This window comes from Streptomyces sp. NPDC086519, assembly GCF_040686075.1.
In the GTDB taxonomy this organism is placed as follows: domain Bacteria; phylum Actinomycetota; class Actinomycetes; order Streptomycetales; family Streptomycetaceae; genus Streptomyces; species Streptomyces shenzhenensis.
Genome location: NZ_JBFBJL010000030.1, coordinates 16,802 through 33,488, shown reverse-complemented (window position 1 = coordinate 33,488; position 16,687 = coordinate 16,802). Strand labels below are relative to the sequence as shown.

Genomic DNA, 16,687 nt, shown 5'->3' with positions numbered 1-16,687 from the left:
ACTACTTGACGGCCGACTGGGCCTTGGCCAGCGCGTCCTTCGGCGACTCGGCGCCACTGAGCGCGGACTGGACGGCCTTCCACATCTGCTCGGAGATCGTGGGGTACTTGGTGCCCAGGTCGTCGCTGGTTCGGCCCTTGGCCGCCTTGACCGCCTCGACCCACGGCTTCAGCCCGGCGTTCGCCGCCACCTGCTTGTCCTGGACCTCGCGGGTGGGAGCGACGTAGGACAGGGTGGTGTCGGTGTCGTAGAGGTTGGCGGTGCTGGTCAGGCAGGTGGCCAGCCGCTGGGAGGCGGTGTAGCGGCCGGTGTCCTTCTGGACCGGTACGGTGACGAACTCGCCGCCGGTCGGGGCCGCGGCGGTGCCGCCGTTCGCGCCGGGTATGGGCAGCACCCCGTAGTCGAGGCCGGCCTTCTTGGCACCCGCGAGCTGCCAGGTGCCGTTCTCGCTGAACGCGTAGTCGCCGCTCGCGAACTCCTGCCAGCTGGTGGTCTGCGTGTTGTTGAGCACCGAGTTCGGGGCGTAGCCCTGCTTCAGCCAGTTCTTCCACAACGACAGGGCCGAGACGGCCTGGGGGCTGTCGAGTTCGGTCAGCTCGGCGCCCGCGCCCCAGAACCACGGCAGGAACTGGAAACTGCCCTCCTCCGTGCCGATCGCGGAGAACGTGATGCCCTTCTTGCCCGCCTTCTTCACCTTCGCCAGCGCCGCCGTCAGCGACGTCCAGTCCTTGACCGCGGCGATGTCGACGCCGGCCGCCTTCAGCACCTTCTTGTTGTAGTAGAGGGCGAGGGTGTTGGCGCCGATCGGTGTGCCATAGGTCTTGCCACCCGACTGGCCGGCCGCGAGCAGGTTGGGGTCCACCTTGGAGGTGTCGAGCTCGTTGTCCTCGGTCGTGGTGAGCACGCCCGCCTCGGCGAGGGTCGAGACGACCGGGTTGTCGACGATGAGGACGTCCGGGGAGTTGCCCTGCTGAGCCGCCAGCAGTGTCTTGTTGCCCAGGTCGCTGGTGTCGTAGCCGGTCCGCTTGATCGTCACGCCCGCCTTGGTGCCGCACTGGTCCAGCAGCTTCGCCCAGGCCGAGGTCTTGTCGAACTGCGGGTAGGGGTCCCAGATGGTGTACGTACCACCGCCGGCGCTCTTGGTGCCGGTGCCGCCCGGGCCGGAGGAGCAGGCGGTGGCGCTGACGGCGACGGCCAGGGCGGTCAGGGCCGCCGCGGTCAGACGGCGCTGTCTGATGGTGCTGTACATGGCAGGTCCTTCGCTTTTTTGGCAGGGATGTGCCGTGAGAGGGGTGACGGAGGGAGAGCCGGGCATGCCTGACGGCGCCGGCGCGGGATTCGGGTGCTCGGTGCGCTGCGACGGAGATGCCCGTATGTCGTGGTCGGGGGTGTGCCCGCCGGTCGTGGTCGGGAATGCGCCTGTGGGGCGTGGTCGGGGGGGCGGAGTGAGGAGGCCGGGGCCTCGGGCTCAGGCGGTGCCGAAGACGGGCCCGGTGCTGGCCCGCAGGGAGATCGGCGGCGCGAGCAGGTGGTTGCGGGCCGGCGCGTCGGGGTTGTCCAGCCGCTCGACGAGGAGGTCGACGGCGAGACGGCCCATCTCCTCCGCCGGTACGTCGGCCGCGGTGAGCTGCGGAGTCACCGTCTCCGCCCACCGGCCGGCCACGACTCCCGTGACGGAGAAGTCGCGCGGCACATGGCGGCCCGCCCGCGCGAGCCCCCGGTAGAGACCGCCGAGCGCCGCCTCGTTGAGCGTGACCAGACCCGTGGTGGCCGGGTCGTCCCGCAGGATCCGCTCCAGGCACGCCTGCCCCGAGGCGGCGTCGTCTCCGCAGTGGTACGTCCGCACGGTCAGTCCACGCTCGGCCGCGGCCTTGGTGAAGCCGTCCAGGCCGCGGTGCGCGGACTCGTATCCGGCCCGCAGCATCTGCTCGGGACGGTTGACGAAGGCGATCCTGCGGTGGCCGAGGTCCGCCAGGTGGTGGACGCACGCCTGCACCAGAGCGGTGTGGTCGAGACCCACCCACCAGCCGCCCTCCGGGTGGGCGGTGCGGCCGATGGCGACGGACGGGAAGCCGAGGTCGGCCAGGTGGTCCACCCGGTCGTCCGCCAGCCTGATCTCCATGAGGATGGCACCGTCGACCCGCCGCTCCCCCAGCAGCCGCTGGAAGGAGCGGTCGCTGTCCACGCCGCTCGGGGAGAGCAGGACGTCGTAGTCGTAGGCCGCGGCGGCCTCCACCACGCTGCCGATGAAATCCAGCTGCATCCCGGTGTAGTGGCTGCCGGCCGGCGGGAACACCAGACCGATCGTGCTGGTCCGGCCGTTGGCCAGGGCACGGGCGCTGGCGTTCGGGCGGTAGCCCAGCTCGTCGATGACCTCCCGGATCTTGCGGCGGGTGGCGTCCGAGACGGGGCGCTTGCCGCTCAGCGCGTAGGACACGGTGCTCCGCGAGACACCGGCCCTGCGGGCGATCTCACCGATGTTCACCGAGAACTCCTTGCTCGAACCGGTTCGATACCCCCGCGAGACAGATCGTCCGACTCGTAGGGATGCTGGGCGAAGAGACAGGACGGTCACCGGTCGTCGAACCGGTTCGCGTGAAGCGAAGGTAGGAACAAGCCGGGCGACTGTCAACACCTGGAACGACACTTCTCGTTGACGCGGGGAGATCCGGGCGATCCATGGACTTCGCCGCCTCCGCTCGTGCCGGAGGTATTGCTGCGGAATTTCCCCGGTGCTAGCTTCCTGCGAACCGGTTCGACGAACCCTTCCCGCGACCGAAGCCCGTTCCGCACAGCCCGTCGCGTGCGGTGCGCCACCACCACCTGGGTCAGCCGTCTCACCTCCGGACGGCACTCGATCGAACCGATTCGACATCGTGTCACCTCGGACTGGCCTCACGGGCCACGGCATGCGGACGAGCAGCCGGGCCGAGGCGGGCAGACCGGGACCCGTCACCCAAAGGATTGAGGACGCAATCCATGTCATCCGCTGACAGACCTGCCCGGCGCCGGGCCCCGGCCGCCGTGGCCCTGGCCCTCGGCGCGGGCGCGCTGGTGGCGCCGGCCGTCCCCGCACAGGCGGCCGAGGCCCCCCAGCCCGCCGCCCACTACACCTTCGACCAGGACGACCTCTCCTCCGGAACCATCGGCGACAGTTCCGGCAACGGTCTGACCGCGACCCTGGTGAACGCCTCCACCGCCCGGTCCGTCGCCGGCGCTGACGGCGGCAGGGCGCTGGACCTGCCCGGCGGGGCGGCCGGCTCCGACGGCGCGTTCGTCCGGCTGCCCCGCGAAGTGCTGGGCGACGCGAGCGATCTGACGGTCTCGGCCCGGGTGAGATGGAGCGGCGAGCAGTCGGCCTGGCAGCGGATCTTCGACCTGGGCACCGACACCGGCAGGTACCTGTTCACCACGCCCTCCAACGGCAGCGTGCTGCGCACCGCCGTGACCACCGGCGGCGGGGGCGCGGAGGCGCAGGTCTCCGGTTACGCACCGCTGCCCGCCGACGGCTGGCGGACCGTCACCGTCACCCTCGACACCACCGCCCGCCGGGTCACCACCTATCTCGACGGCGTGGCGGTCTCCTCCGCCGCGACGACCGTCAACGCCAAGGACCTGCTGGACGGTTCGGCCAGGTCGGCCGGCTACATCGGCAGGTCCTTCTACCAGGACCCGCTGCTCAAGGGCGCGATCGACGACTTCACGGTCTGGCACTCGGCACTCACCCCCGAGCAGGTCGCCGGCACGGTCGCGAACGCCCCGACGCCGCAGGAGCTCTCGCAGGTGTCCTTCGACGTCCGTACGACGACCGGTACCGCCCCGTCCCTGCCCGGCACGGTCCGCTCCTCCTACTCCGACGGCTACGACCGGGACACACCGATCGCCTGGGACGCCGTACCGGCCGAGAAGTACGCCGGGCCGGGCACGTTCACCGTGGCGGGAACGGCGGCCGGGCGGGCCGTGCGGGCGACCGTCACCGTCGTCCGTGAGGGAGAGCTCACCGTCGATCTCTCCTCGGACACCGGCGCCTTCCACGGCGGCGCCTCCGGCACGCTCTACGGCGTGTACGGGCCGGGCGTCCCCACCGACAACCTCATCGAGGGCATGGGCCTGCGCACCGTCTCCACCAAGGCGCAGGACGGCCCGCAGCACCCCGGTGCCGACGCGCTGGACGTGGTGAAGCCGCTGGCCGACTCCACCGACGGCGACGTCTACGTCTACATGACCGACATCTACCGGGGCTTCCCGTACGAGTGGCCGGGCGACACCCCGGCCGCAAAGCTCAAGCGGTACGAGGAGGAGATCACCCAGCAGGTCGACCAGGTCCTGCGACTCCCCGAGAAGTACCAGGACAACGTCGTCTTCGTGCCTTTCAACGAGCCCGAGGGCAACATGTTCGGCACCGGTGAGTGGAGTTACGACAAGGTCAGCTGGCTGAACGATCCCCAGGACTACTTCGCCGCCTGGGACGAGGTCTACAGGCTCATCAAGGGCAGGATGCCGAACGCGCGCATCGCCGGCCCCAACACCAGCGTCCTGTACAGCCAGGTGAAGGGCTTCCTCGGCCATGCCCTGGCCGCCGGCACGCTGCCGGACGTGATCACGTGGCATGAGCTGAGCCACCCGGAGGCGGTGCGCCAGAACGTCGCCACGTACCGGACGTGGGAGAAGGAACTGTTCAAGGGCACCGACCGGGAGGGCACCCGGCTCCCCGTCAACATCGACGAGTACGCCTTCAACTACCACACCTCGGTGCCCGGCCAGATGATCCAGTGGGTGTCCGCGATCGAGGAGTCCAAGGTGGACGCCGACATCGCGTACTGGAACATCGACGGCAACCTGTCCGACTCCGCGGTGCAGGCCAACCGTGGCAACGGCCAGTGGTGGCTGCTGCACTCGTACGCCTCGATGAGCGGGCACACGGTGACGGTGACCCCGCCGTTCCCCGGCCAGAACTACACCATGCAGGGTGTCGCCACGCTCGACGAGGACAAGAAGCAGGCGCGGCTGGTCTTCGGCGGTTCCGACGGCAAGGGGCACATCACCTTCGCGGGCGTCCCCAGGAAGGTCTTCGGGGACCGTGTGCACGCCTGGGTGAGGGAGATCGAGTGGAGCGGGCAGGTCGGCGACAGCTCCGGGCCGAGGCTGCTCACGGAGACCGACCTGAAGGTCAGTGCCGACGGCAGGGCCGTCGTCGACTTCGGCGACGGCGCTCTGCCGCCGCTGAAGGAGTCCTCGGCGTACGAGATCGTCCTCAGCCCGGCCGGGAAGGCGAGAGCCACGCAGTCGTCACCCGTGCGCTGGCAGGGGTCGTACGAGGCGGAGGACGCCGCGCACACGGGCTCCGGCTACTCCAGGAACGGCCCGGAGGGCTCGACGAGCGACGTGTCGAAGTTCTACACCTCCGGCGGGTACGACGTGGGCGGCCTGCGTACCGGCTCCGACGTCACCCTCGACTTCACCGTGGACGTGCCCGAGGACGGCACCTACGGCCTGAGCGTCTTCGCCAACTCCCTCAACACCTACGACAAAGTGAGGGAACAGGGCCCCACCAACGTCTTCCTGCGCGTGGACGGCGACGCCGCCGGCGAGCAGGAGCTGTACCTGCCGCTCGGCTACAAGTGGGTGGTGTGGGACCACACCGACACCAAGGTCCGCCTCACCAAGGGCAGGCACACCCTCACGCTCGCCGCGCAGAGCCTGGACGGAAAGCGCGCCACCAAAGGCGACGCCATCGTCGACCGGCTCACCCTGTCCCTGCCCTCGGCATCGGCGACCACCCGGACATACGAGGGCGAGCTGGCCTGGCTGGGCGGCGGCGCACGGCCCGTCTACGACCTGCCGAAGCACACCGCGGCACCCGCCACCGGCTCGGGCGCGGTCCGGCTCGCCAAGAACCAGACCGCCACGTTCTGGGTGTACTCCCCCGCCGACCGCGAGGCCTCCCTCGGGGTCGACGCCCTCGCCGGCGCGGACGCGCGGCTGTCGGTCAACGGGCACGACGTCATGCACGTGACCAAGGCCAGGCACAAGGTGGCCGTCTCCCTTTCGGGCGGCATCAACAAGGTGACGCTGACGGGCGGTTCGGCCACCACCCTCGTCGACCGGCTGACGGTCACGCCGACCGACGGCACCCTCACACCACGTACGTACGAGGCGCAGGACGCCGTGCTCGCGGGCTCGGCCACGCTGACCCCGCTGTCCCTGGCGACCGACGGTACGGCCATCACCGGGATCGGCGGCGACCCGGGCAACGGCAACACCGCGACGTTCAGGGTCGCCGCGGACAGGACCGGCCTGTACGCGCTGCGCATTCGCTACGCCAACCCGGAGCAGTCGCAGGCCACCCACTACAACCCGGACCCGCTCGCCCGGCACGCCGACATCACCGTCAACGGCGGTGACCTCCAGCGCGTCGGCTTTGCGCACAGCTTCCACCAGAACAACTTCTGGGAACTGACCGTCCCGGTCCACCTGAAGAAGGGAGAGAACACCATCACGTTCCGCTCCGAGGAACTGCCGAACTTCGACGGCACCACCTACGCCTCGGACACCTTCCCGGGGATCCTGCTCCGCTCCCGCTGGGCGCCGCTGATCGACCGGATCGTCGTCGCGCCGTACGCGAAGGAGGTGCGATGAGCTGAGGGGCGGCGGTGACGCGCACGAGGCCCGCGCCCGTCGCTCCGCCCCGACCCGAGATGCCGCGCCTGTGGCGTGGGGGTGAGTGGGCCCGGCCCGTTCCGTCATGGTGGGCCCCGCCGTTCCCGGCGGGGCCCACCATGGTGTGCGGTCAGCCGACGAACTCGCCGACCGCCGCTTTGAGTTCGGCCAGTCCGCGTTTCGCGTCGGTGAAGAACATCCCGGTCCTCGGAGCGGTGTAGAGCTCGTTGTCGATGCCCGCGTAGCCGTGGCCCATCGAGCGTTTGATGACGACGACGCTCTTCGCCTTGTCGACGTCGAGGATGGGCATCCCGGAGATCGCGTTGCCTGGCCTGCGGGCGGCGGGGTTGGTGACGTCGTTGGCGCCGATGACCAGGGCGACATCCGCCTGCGGGAACTCCGGGTTGACGTCGTCCATCTCCTTGAGCTGGGTGTAGGGCACGTTGGCCTCGGCCAGCAGCACGTTCATGTGCCCGGGCATCCGGCCGGCCACCGGGTGGACTGCGTAGCTGACGTCGACGCCGTGGTCGGTCAGCAGCTTGGCGAGGTCGCCGAGTTCGTGCTGGGCCTGGGCGGCGGCGAGACCGTAGCCGGGAACGAAGACGACCTTCCGCGCATACGCCAGCTGGATCGCCACGTCGTCCGCGGAGACCTGGCGGACCTGGGCCGGGGCACCGCCCGGGCCGGTCGCGGCCGGCGCGCTGTCACCCGTACCGAAGCCGCCGACGACGATGTTGACGACGGACCTGTTCATGGCGTTGGCCATCAGCTTGGTGAGGATGCCGCCCGAGGAGCTGACCAGCATGCCGGCGATGATCAGGGCGGTCTCGTCCAGGACGAAGCCGGCCATCGCGACCGCGGATCCGGTGAACGCGTTCAGCAGGGCGATGACCACGGGCATGTCGGCGCCGCCGATGGGCAGCACCATGGTCACGCCGAACAGCAGCGCGACGGCGGTCAGTCCGTACAGCGCGGTGCGGGAGTCGGGGGCCAGCACCAGCCAGACCGTGCCGGCGACGAAGGACGCCGGCAGCAGTACGTTGAGCAGCCGCGCTCCCGGGAACACCACGGGCGCCCCGGACACGACGCCCTGGAGCTTGCCCGCCGCGATGAGCGACCCGGAGAAGGTGACCGCGCCGATGACGATGTCCAGCGCGCCGGGCAGGGACACCCGGGCGCCGAGCGCGGCCGCGTCATCGGCCTGAAGCAGATCGTTGACCGCGATGAGCGCCGCCGCGCCGCCGCCGACGGCGTTGAAGACGCTGACCAGCTGGGGCATGGCGGTCATCTTGACCTCGCGGGCGGCGTACAGGCCCAGCGCGGCACCGATGAGGCCGCCCGAGGCGAGCACCAGCCAGCCGGTCGTGGTGATGGTGCCCTCGTGGATCACGAGCCAGACGGTGGCGGCGATCGCCACGGCCATCCCGCCCGCGGAGAGGGCGTTGCCGCGGCGGGCGGTGCGGGGATGGTTCATCAGGTGCAGGCCGAGGACGAAGCAGACGGCCGTGGCGAGGAAGACGTAGTGGACGGCGTTGGAGACGGTGTCCATGGTGGTCACACCTCGGCCTTCGGGTTCTTCGGGGTCTCGGGCGGCCTGGCCCGGAACATCTCCAGCATGCGGTCGGTGACGGCGTAGCCGCCGACCACGTTCATCCCGCCGAACACCATGGCCACGAAGGCGAGGAGGTAGCCGAGCCAGGTGTGCGACCCGGCGGCGATCAGCATGGCGCCGATGACGACGATGCCGTGCACCGAGTTGGAGCCGGACATCAGGGGCGTGTGCAGGGTGGCGGGCACCTTGCTGATCACCTCGACGCCGACGAGGACGCTCAGCACGAAGACGGTGATCGCGGTGAGGAGGTCGAGGTCGTTCATGAGGGTTCACCTCCGAGGAGGGCGCTGGTGATCTCGTCGTCCGGGTCGAGGACGAGCGCGCCGTCGCGTACGAGGTGACGCAGCAGGGCGACGAGGTTGCGGGCGTAGGCGGTGGAGGCGGCGGTGGCCATGGCGGACGGCAGATGCCCGGCGCCGATCAGGGTCACGCCGTTCGGCAGGACGTCGGTCTTGTCGGGTTCGGAGTCCTCGACGTTGCCGCCGAGTTCGCTCGCGGCGAGGTCGACAACGACCGAGCCGGGGTGCATGCGCTCCAGTACGGCGGAGGTGACCAGGAGCGGGGGTTTGCGGCCGGGCACCTGGGCGGTGGTGATGACGATGTCGGAGCGGGCGATGTGCGCGTCCAGCGCGGCACGCTGCGCCTGCTGCTCCTCGGGCGTCAGCTCCCGTGCGTAGCCGCCCCGTCGGGCGTCCGGTTCCTCCTCGGCGGGGCTCTGGATGTCGAGGAACCGGGCGCCCAGCGACTCCACCTCCCCTCGTGACGCGGGGCGTACGTCGTACGCCGTGACGACGGCGCCGAGGCGGCGGGCCGTGGCGACGGCCTGCAGTCCCGCCACTCCGGCGCCGAGGACCAGGACCTGCGCCGGGCGCATGGTGCCCGCCGCGGTGGTGAGCATCGGCAGGAAGCGGTCGTAGGTGTCGGCGGCCAGCAGGGCGGCCTTGTAGCCGGCGACGTTGGCCTGTGAGGTGAGCGCGTCCATGGACTGGGCGCGGCTGAGGGTGCGGGGCAGCAGGTCGAGGCTCACCGTGCGCACGCCGCGCCGGTGCAGGCCGGCGACCAGGTCGGGGTGGCGCAGCGGTTCGAGCAGGCCGATCAGGGTCTGCCCGGGGCGCAGGGCCTCCGCGGTCTCCGGGTCGGGCGGTGCCACGCACAGGACGGCGTCGGCCCGGGCGTACAGCTCGTCCGAGGGTACGACGGTGGCGTCCGCGTCGGTGTAGTCGGCGTCGGTGAACCAGGCACCCGAACCCGCCCCGGTCTCGACCAGGACGTCGACTCCGGCCCGGCGCAGAAGGGTGACGGCCTCGGGGACGAGCGCGACGCGGCGTTCGCCGGGTGCCCGCTCCCGTACGGCGCCCACGGTGACGGTGGCCATGATCTGCTGCCTCTCCCCGCGGCCCGGCGCATCCGCCGGGCCGCGGAACTCTCAGAACTGGAAGACGAGCCGGGCCTCGGCCCGTCCGCCGAGGACCTCGTCGAAGGCGTCGTTGACCTGGTCGAGGCGCCGGGGCTCGGCGATGACCTGGGTGCGTCCGGCGGCGTGCAGCGCGAACACCTCGGCCAGGTCCTGGCGGGTGCCGACGATGGAGCCGATCACGGAGATGCCGCCGAGGACGGTCTCGAAGATCGGCACGGTGACCGCCGCGTTGTCGGCGGGCAGGGCGACCATCACGAGGCGTCCGCCGCGGTTGAGCGACCGGTAGGCCTGCTCGAAGGCCTTCGGCGCGGCGGCGAGCACCACGGCGACATCCGCGCCGCCGGCCTTCTTGATCTCCTCGACCGGGTCGTGGGTGCGGGCGTTGACGATCTGGTCGGCGCCGAGCCGGTGGGCCAGGCCCAGCTTGTCCGGCTCCAGGTCGACCGCGGTGACCAGTCCGCCGACCAGCCGCGCGTACTGCACGGCGAGGTGGCCGAGGCCGCCGACGCCGAAGACGGCGACCCGTTCGGCGGGCACCACCCGGGCGACCTTGATCGCCTTGTAGGTGGTGACGCCGGCGCAGGTCAGCGGGGCCGCGTCGAAGGAGGTCACGCCGTCGGGGACCGGGACGGTCGCGCCCGCGTTCGCGACGGCGTACTCGGCGTAGCAACCGTCGACGGAGTAGCCGGAGTTGACCTGGGACTCGCACAGGGTCTCCCAGCCGGAGACGCAGTAGCGGCAGGTGCCGCAGGACGAGCCGAGCCACGGGACGGCGACCCGCTTGCCGAGGAGGTCCTCGGAAACGCCGGCGCCGACGGCCTCCACGGGGCCGATGCCCTCGTGGCCGGGGACGAACGGCGGGTTGGGCTTGACCGGCCAGTCGCCGTGGGCGGCGTGGATGTCGGTGTGGCACAGCCCGGAGGCCTCCATGCGGACGAGCACGTCGCCGGGGCCGGGGGTGGGGACGGGCAGGTCCTGGATTTCCAGGGGCTTGCCGAAGTCGGTGACGACCGCTGCCTTCATGATCTGCTCCTCAACTGGTCTGGCGTTCGGGCGGCTTGGTCCGGGTGACGAAGCGCAGTCCGTCCCCGGCCGCGAGGGAGAAGCCGCCCGGGGTGCCCGGTTCGACGTCCAGGACGAGGCGGGGGCGGCCGAGCGCCTCGTACTGGTCGGCGTTCATGTGGAAGGTGCAGCCGTGCACCACGCCGACGAGCATGTCGCCCTCCCCCAGCAGGAACTCTCCGTTGGGGAAGCACATGGGGTCGCTGCCGTCGCAGCAGCCGGCGGACTGGACGAACATCACCGGTCCGCCCTGGGCGGCGAGCAGGGCGTCGATCGCCCTGCGGGCCGCCCGGGTGACAGTGACGCGTCCGGCGGTGCCGTTCTCGACGATCACCGAACTGACGGACATGGTCACCGCGCTCCTTCTAGAACAGCCCCATCGGCTTGGTGCCGTAGCTGACCAGGAGGTTCTTGGTCTGGCTGTAGTGGTCGAGCATCATCTTGTGCGTCTCGCGGCCGATGCCGGAGACCTTGTAGCCACCGAACGCGGCACCCGCGGGGTACTGGTGGTAGCAGTTCGTCCAGACCCGGCCGGCCTTGATGGCGCGGCCCATCCGGTAGGCGCGCGCGCCGTCGCGGGTCCACACGCCGGCGCCGAGGCCGTAGGGCGTGTCGTTGGCGAGGGCGAGGGCCTCCGCCTCGTCCTTGAAGGTGGTGACGGCGAGGACGGGTCCGAAGATCTCCTCCTGGAAGACCCGCATCCTGTTGTGGCCCTTGAGCACGGTCGGCTCGTAGAAGTAGCCGTCCGCGAACTCCCCTGCGAGTGCGGTCCGGTGGCCGCCGGCGAGGAGTTCGGCGCCTTCCTTCACGCCGATCTCGACGTACGACGCGATCTTGTCGATCTGCTGCTTCGACACCTGGGGACCGATCATGGTCTCGGTGTCGAGCGGGTCGCCCTGCTTGATGGCGCGGATCCGCTCCAGGCAGCGGCCCATGAACTCCTCGTAGATGTCCTCCTGGATCAGGGCGCGCGAGGGGCAGGTGCAGACCTCGCCCTTGTTGAACGCGTACAGGACGAGTCCCTCGACGGCCTTGTCGAGGAAGTCGTCGTCCTTGGCGGCGACGTCGTCGAAGAAGATGTTCGGCGACTTGCCGCCCAGCTCCAGCGTGACGGGGATGATGTTCTGGGCCGCGTACTGCATGATCAGGCGGCCGGTGGTGGTCTCGCCGGTGAAGGCGACCTTGGCGATGCGCTTGTTGGCGGCGAGGGCCTTGCCGATCTCGGCGCCGGGTCCGTTGACGACGTTGAGCACGCCGGGCGGGACGAGGTCGCCGACGACCTCCATGAGCTTGAGGATCGACCACGGGGTCGGCGAGGCGGGCTTGATGACGGTGGCGTTGCCGGCGGCGAGGGCCGGGGCCAGCTTCCACGCGGCCATCAGCAGCGGGAAGTTGAACGGGATGATCTGTCCGACCACGCCCAGCGGCTCGTGGAAGTGGTAGGCGATGGTGTCCTTGTCGATCTCGGTGATCTCGCTCTCCTCGGCGCGGATCGCGGCCGCGAAGTAGCGGAAGTGGTCGGCGGCCAGGGGGATGTCGGCGGCCAGGGTCTCGCGGACCGGCTTGCCGTTGTCCCAGCTCTCGGCGACGGCGAGTTCCTCGCGGTGGGCGTCGATGGCGTCGGCCATCTTGTTGAGAACCGCGGCGCGCTGGGCGGTGGAGGCCTCGCCCCACTTGTCCTTGGCCGAGTGCGCGGCGTCCAGCGCGAGTTCGATGTCCTCGGCCGCCGACTTCGGGATGTCGCAGATGGGCCTGGCGGTGGCGGGGCACAGGTTGGGCTTGTACTCGCCGGTGGTGGGTGCCTCCCACTTGCCGCCGATGAAGTTCTCGTAGCGTGGGGCGACGTCCACGACGCTGCCCGGAGTGCCCGGAGGCTGGTACTTCATGACCGTCCCCTTCTCTCTCCCTGTCTCGTCCCGTTTCGAGCACGACGAGTGGTGGTGCTCAGGACGCTAGGAGCGGAAACGCTGCAACACCGCTGCATGCGTGCGGAGCTGGGGGAACGCGGGCGTCGCGGGGGCCAGCGCGCGAGCGCGGGCGGCCGCGGCGGCGCGCTGCGGGGAGCCGCCGGGAAGGGTGTGGGCGAGCGCCGCCCAGGCGGCGGTGTCCTCGGCACCCCAGGTCGCGCCGACCCAGCGGCGCAGCAGGCCGGCGTCCCCGGCGGCGAGCACGGCCGCGCGCAACTGCTGCTCCAGGCACCTGCGTTGCTCTACGACGACGGGTGCCTCGGAGCCCGGCAGCAGCGGGCCGTGATAGCGGTCGAGCGCCTCGTGGACGCGGCCCGCGGCCAGCAGCCGGGACACGTCGTCGGCGTCGGTGCGTGCGGGGCGGAGCAGCGTGTACGGGCGGGACCCGAGCAGGTCCGCACCCAGCACGGCCCGCAGCCGGGTCATCTCGGCGCGCAGTGTGGAGGCCGGTATCTCGCGCTCCGAGAGGTCCACGGCGAGCTGCTCCCCGCTCATGCCGCGGCCGACGAGCGCGAGGGCCAGCACGATCTCGCTGTGCCGCGGGCTGAGTCGGACCGCATGGTCCCCGTACTCCAGCACGGCGTGGTCCCGGCCCAGCGCCGAGAGCCGCATCTCACCCCGAGCCGCGTCAGGCCCCGGGAAGGGTACCGAGGCGGGTGTGCGGGCGAGTTGCGCCTCGGCGGCCAGCGCGGCGCCGCGCACGGCGGCCAGGGCCGGGGGTGTGGCGATGGTGGCGCCGCCGGACAGGTCGACCACGCCGACCACCCGTCCGGTGGCGGGATCGCGCACCGGGGCGGCGGCGCAGGACCAGTCGTGCACGGCGACGCTGTAGTGCTCGCCGGCGACGATCTGCACGGGGCGCCCCAGCCTCAGGGCGGTTCCGGGGGCGTTGGTGCCTGCGGTGCGCTCCGCCCAGCCGGCTCCCGCGACGAACCGCATCCGCTCGGCCCGCCCGATGGCCTGTGCGTCCCCCTCGACCCAGAGCAGGGTGCCGTCCGCGTCGCCGACCGCGAACACGTGCCCGTCGTCGGCGGCGCCGGGACCCAGGAGGTCACGGAAGAGGGGCAGTACGGCGGCGAGCGGATGCGTCAGGCGGCAGGCGTCCAGTTCGGCGGGGGGCCGGAGCAGCGGGGGCGGGTCGCCGCCGTCGGGTCGTATCCCGCCGGCCGCACAGCGCCGCCAGGAGTCGGCCACGAGGCCTCGTACCTCCGGCCCCCGGCCGGCCGAGGTCACGAACCGCTCGTGAGCGGCACGCAGCAAGGCGACCGCGCCGGCACCGGAAGCGTCCATGGCTCCACCCTCTGCGCGTTCCTGCTCGACGGCTCGTGTCAAGGCTGCTCCTTGCCGGGAGCCGGCCACAGAGGCCGAACGGCACCTGTACGAGGGCGATCGGCCCCTGGGCACGGTCCCGTTCGCCCTGTGGCTCCGCTCGGAGTGGTCTGCGCCGGGCACCCGCACTGACTCGGTCCGGGTTCTGGCAGAGAGCCGGGCACGGGGGTGCCGCTCCGGCTGCTGTCGCGGCGGCCGGAGCGGCGGGCAGGTGCCGCCCGGACCGGACGCCGGTCCCGCAGGGCCGTTCGGCCCTGTGACCGAGGGCCGCCCTGTCCGAGAGTGGAGAAGTGAGAGGAGGGGGACCGAGATGCGGCCTGCTGGAGGCCTGGCACCCGGCTCCGTCGGCGTGGGCCGCGTGACGTGGCGGCCGGGCGCACGAAGCCGCGGCCGGCATCCCGCAGGCGCGTGGAGGCAAGGAGAGAGCGATGTCGCACACAGAGCAGTGGAAGGTCCGTCTCCACCTCTTCGAGGACGAGGACGGGACAACGAAGGCGCAGGTGGTGCTGGACACCGGCACCACCGAACTCGTCGGCCGCGGGACCGCGCACTGCAACCCCGCGGACACGAATGTGCCGGAGATCGGCGACGAACTGGCCGCAGGCCGGGCCATGGAGGATCTCGGCCACCAGTTGCTGCACATCGCCGAGAACGACGTCCAGGGCGTGACCGGCCCGCGGACGACCACCGCGCAGAGCGCCGGCTGGCCCCTGTAGTGGTCCGCACGGATCCGCGGCGTGCCTGACAGCCGGCGCGGTGCCGGCTGTCGGGCACACTGCGGCCGGCGTCCGGTTCCCCGCGCCGGTCGAACCGGGGCACGGGTCACAGCGGGGCCGTGCCGTTCGCGGCCTGGGCCGGGTGGCCCTTCGCGGGGCCGGAACCGGCCGAGGTCCCCGGCTCAGCCTCCGGGCGTCTGCTCCGCAGGCAGCGGGACCCGCCACGTCAGTTCGGTGCCGCCGTCGTCGCGACGGGACACACTCAGGCGGCCGCCCCGCCGTTCCGCCCGCTCGGCCATGGCGCGCAGGCCGCCGTCACGGCCTGCGTCCGGGGGGCCCGCGCCGTTGTCCGAGACCGTCAGTACCGCTTCACGGCCGTCCGTCGTGAGCACCACCTGCGCGCGGCTCGCGCGGCCGTGCCGGGCGATGCCGGTGAGGGACTCGGCGAGCACGGCCAGAACGTCGTCGGCGACCTCTCGCGGTACCTGGGTGTCCAGCAGCCCCTCGATCCGCAGGACCGGGGTGAAGCCCAGCTCGGGGGCGGCCTCGCCCACCGCGTCCACCACCCGGGCCCGCAGCCCGCCGGCGGTGGCGCCCTCGTGCCTGCGCAGACCGAAGACGGCCGACCTGATGATCTTGATGGTCTCGTCGAGGTCGTCCACGGCCTGCCGGACCCGGTCGGTGGCCTCCGGATGCGCGATGAGGCGTCCCGTGCTCTGCAGTGTCATCCCGGTGGCGAACAGGCGCTGGATGGCCAGGTCGTGCAGGTCGCGGGCGATCCGCTCGTGGTCCCGCAGGAGTGCGACCCGCTCGGCGTCCTGCCGGTGCTCGGCCAGTTCCAGCGCGAGGGCCGCCTGCGCGGAGAACGCCTGCAGCAGCTCGGTCTCCTTCCGCGCGAACACCGTCCGGCCGGCCTCGCGGGCCAGCAGGACCACGCCCCGGGTGCCGCCCTCGGGCGTACCGACGGGGACGGCGACCGCTGGGCCGAGCCCCTTGAAGCGCGGGGGTTCGAGGGAGATACGCGGGTCGTGGGCGATGTCGTCGCTGGCGACCGGTGCGGCGGCGGTGTACGCCAGCCCCATCAGACTCTCGTGCAGGGGCAGCACGAGCCCCCGGTGGTCCTCCGCGTCGAGTCCGACGGCGATCTCCACGGTGAGAGCCTTGGTCTCCGCCATCGGGACAGCGACCGCGGCCAGGGCGGAGCCGGTGATCTCCCGGCACCGTTCGGCGATCAGGCCGAGCGTCTCGGCGCGCGGGCTGCCGGACATCAGGCTGTGGGTGATGTCGGCGTCCGCCCGCAGCCAGCGTTCCCGCAGCCGCGAGTCCGCGTACAGCCGGGCGTGGTCGACGGCCATGCCGGCGGCCACGGCCAGGGCGGACACGATCGCCTCGTCCTCCTCGCCGAACCCGGCTCCGCCGCGCTTCTCGGTGAGGTAGAGATTGCCGAAGACCTGGTCGCAGACGCGGATCGGGACGCCGAGGAAGCTGTTCGTCGGCGGGTGGTCGGGCGGGAAGCCGTCCGCGGCCTGATGGTCGCCGAGTCTCGCGGCGATCTGTGTCTCGGTCAGACCGGCGGTGTGGAACGCCGAAAGGGTCCTGCCGTCGGGTCCGACGACGCCGAGGGCGGCGTACTCGGCGTCGACGAGTACGGCGGCCGCGTCCACGACGGTGTGCAGCACGTGTTCCAGATCCAGCTCGCCGCCGACGGCGAGCACCGCTTCCAGCAGACCGTGCACCCGGTCACGGGTGTGGCGGGCCGCGTCGACCCGCGCCCGCAGCTCGTCCAGCAGTTCGTCGAGCCGCAGCTGCGGCAGTCGGACACGGGAACGCTCCGGGCTGGTCACCACGCTCCTCCTGGACCCGTCGGTGCATCGGCGAGGAGACGTCGAATCACTACGCATCCACCGTAGCCCCCGCGGCGCGG

12 protein-coding genes are annotated in these 16,687 nt (G+C 71.6%); 2 read left to right on the top strand and 10 right to left on the bottom strand.

Annotated elements, in window-relative coordinates:
• Nucleotide 1: 1 nt before the first annotated feature.
• Together AB0P24_RS26845 and AB0P24_RS26840 are read right to left on the bottom strand one after the other, a co-directional pair.
• Nucleotides 2-1,249, bottom strand: a complete 1,248-nt coding sequence (locus AB0P24_RS26845) for an extracellular solute-binding protein (RefSeq protein ID WP_365798237.1) — start codon at nt 1,247-1,249, stop codon at nt 2-4.
• A 219-nt stretch (nt 1,250-1,468) separates the two neighbouring features.
• Nucleotides 1,469-2,485 carry a LacI family DNA-binding transcriptional regulator gene (locus AB0P24_RS26840; RefSeq protein WP_365798235.1) on the bottom strand — a complete coding sequence of 339 codons (1,017 nt, stop codon included), beginning with the start codon at nt 2,483-2,485 and terminating at the stop codon, nt 1,469-1,471.
• A gap of 494 nt (nt 2,486-2,979) precedes the next feature.
• On the opposite strand from AB0P24_RS26840, the gene AB0P24_RS26835 reads away from it, so the two are divergent.
• On the top strand, nt 2,980-6,639 hold the full coding sequence (locus tag AB0P24_RS26835; RefSeq protein WP_365798233.1) for a LamG-like jellyroll fold domain-containing protein: 3,660 nt from the start codon (nt 2,980-2,982) through the stop codon (nt 6,637-6,639).
• 151 nt (nt 6,640-6,790) lie between these two features.
• Here the strand turns inward: AB0P24_RS26835 and AB0P24_RS26830 are convergent, their stop codons facing one another.
• The 7 genes from AB0P24_RS26830 to AB0P24_RS26800 all read right to left on the bottom strand — a co-directional run bounded on the left by AB0P24_RS26830 (nt 6,791) and on the right by AB0P24_RS26800 (nt 14,008).
• Nucleotides 6,791-8,209, bottom strand: coding sequence for an NAD(P)(+) transhydrogenase (Re/Si-specific) subunit beta (locus AB0P24_RS26830; protein ID WP_365798231.1), 1,419 nt, complete (start codon nt 8,207-8,209; stop codon nt 6,791-6,793).
• 5 nt (nt 8,210-8,214) lie between these two features.
• Nucleotides 8,215-8,535, bottom strand: coding sequence for an NAD(P) transhydrogenase subunit alpha (locus tag AB0P24_RS26825; RefSeq protein WP_234532717.1), 321 nt, complete (start codon nt 8,533-8,535; stop codon nt 8,215-8,217).
• Entirely contained in the window at nt 8,532-9,647 is a 1,116-nt protein-coding gene (locus AB0P24_RS26820; protein ID WP_365798228.1) for an NAD(P) transhydrogenase subunit alpha, read from the bottom strand. The genes AB0P24_RS26825 and AB0P24_RS26820 overlap by 4 nt, the downstream gene beginning before the upstream one ends.
• 51 nt (nt 9,648-9,698) lie before the next feature.
• Nucleotides 9,699-10,712 carry a zinc-dependent alcohol dehydrogenase gene (locus tag AB0P24_RS26815; RefSeq protein WP_365798226.1) on the bottom strand — a complete coding sequence of 338 codons (1,014 nt, stop codon included), beginning with the start codon at nt 10,710-10,712 and terminating at the stop codon, nt 9,699-9,701.
• Between the two features lie 10 nt (nt 10,713-10,722).
• Complete coding sequence (locus AB0P24_RS26810) at nt 10,723-11,100, bottom strand: DUF779 domain-containing protein (protein WP_365798224.1); 378 nt, start codon at nt 11,098-11,100, stop codon at nt 10,723-10,725.
• Nucleotides 11,101-11,116: 16 nt separating this feature from the next.
• The gene (locus AB0P24_RS26805) at nt 11,117-12,637 is read right to left on the bottom strand and encodes an aldehyde dehydrogenase family protein (RefSeq protein WP_365798222.1); all 1,521 of its coding nucleotides are present in this window, start codon (nt 12,635-12,637) and stop codon (nt 11,117-11,119) included.
• 66 nt (nt 12,638-12,703) lie between these two features.
• Entirely contained in the window at nt 12,704-14,008 is a 1,305-nt protein-coding gene (locus tag AB0P24_RS26800) for a transcriptional regulator (protein ID WP_365798220.1), read from the bottom strand.
• 467 nt (nt 14,009-14,475) lie between these two features.
• On the opposite strand from AB0P24_RS26800, the gene AB0P24_RS26795 reads away from it, so the two are divergent.
• Nucleotides 14,476-14,763, top strand: coding sequence for a DUF1876 domain-containing protein (locus tag AB0P24_RS26795; RefSeq protein WP_365798218.1), 288 nt, complete (start codon nt 14,476-14,478; stop codon nt 14,761-14,763).
• A gap of 182 nt (nt 14,764-14,945) precedes the next feature.
• Here the strand turns inward: AB0P24_RS26795 and AB0P24_RS26790 are convergent, their stop codons facing one another.
• Nucleotides 14,946-16,607 carry a GAF domain-containing protein gene (locus AB0P24_RS26790; protein WP_365798216.1) on the bottom strand — a complete coding sequence of 554 codons (1,662 nt, stop codon included), beginning with the start codon at nt 16,605-16,607 and terminating at the stop codon, nt 14,946-14,948.
• Between the last annotated feature and the right edge of the window lie 80 nt (nt 16,608-16,687).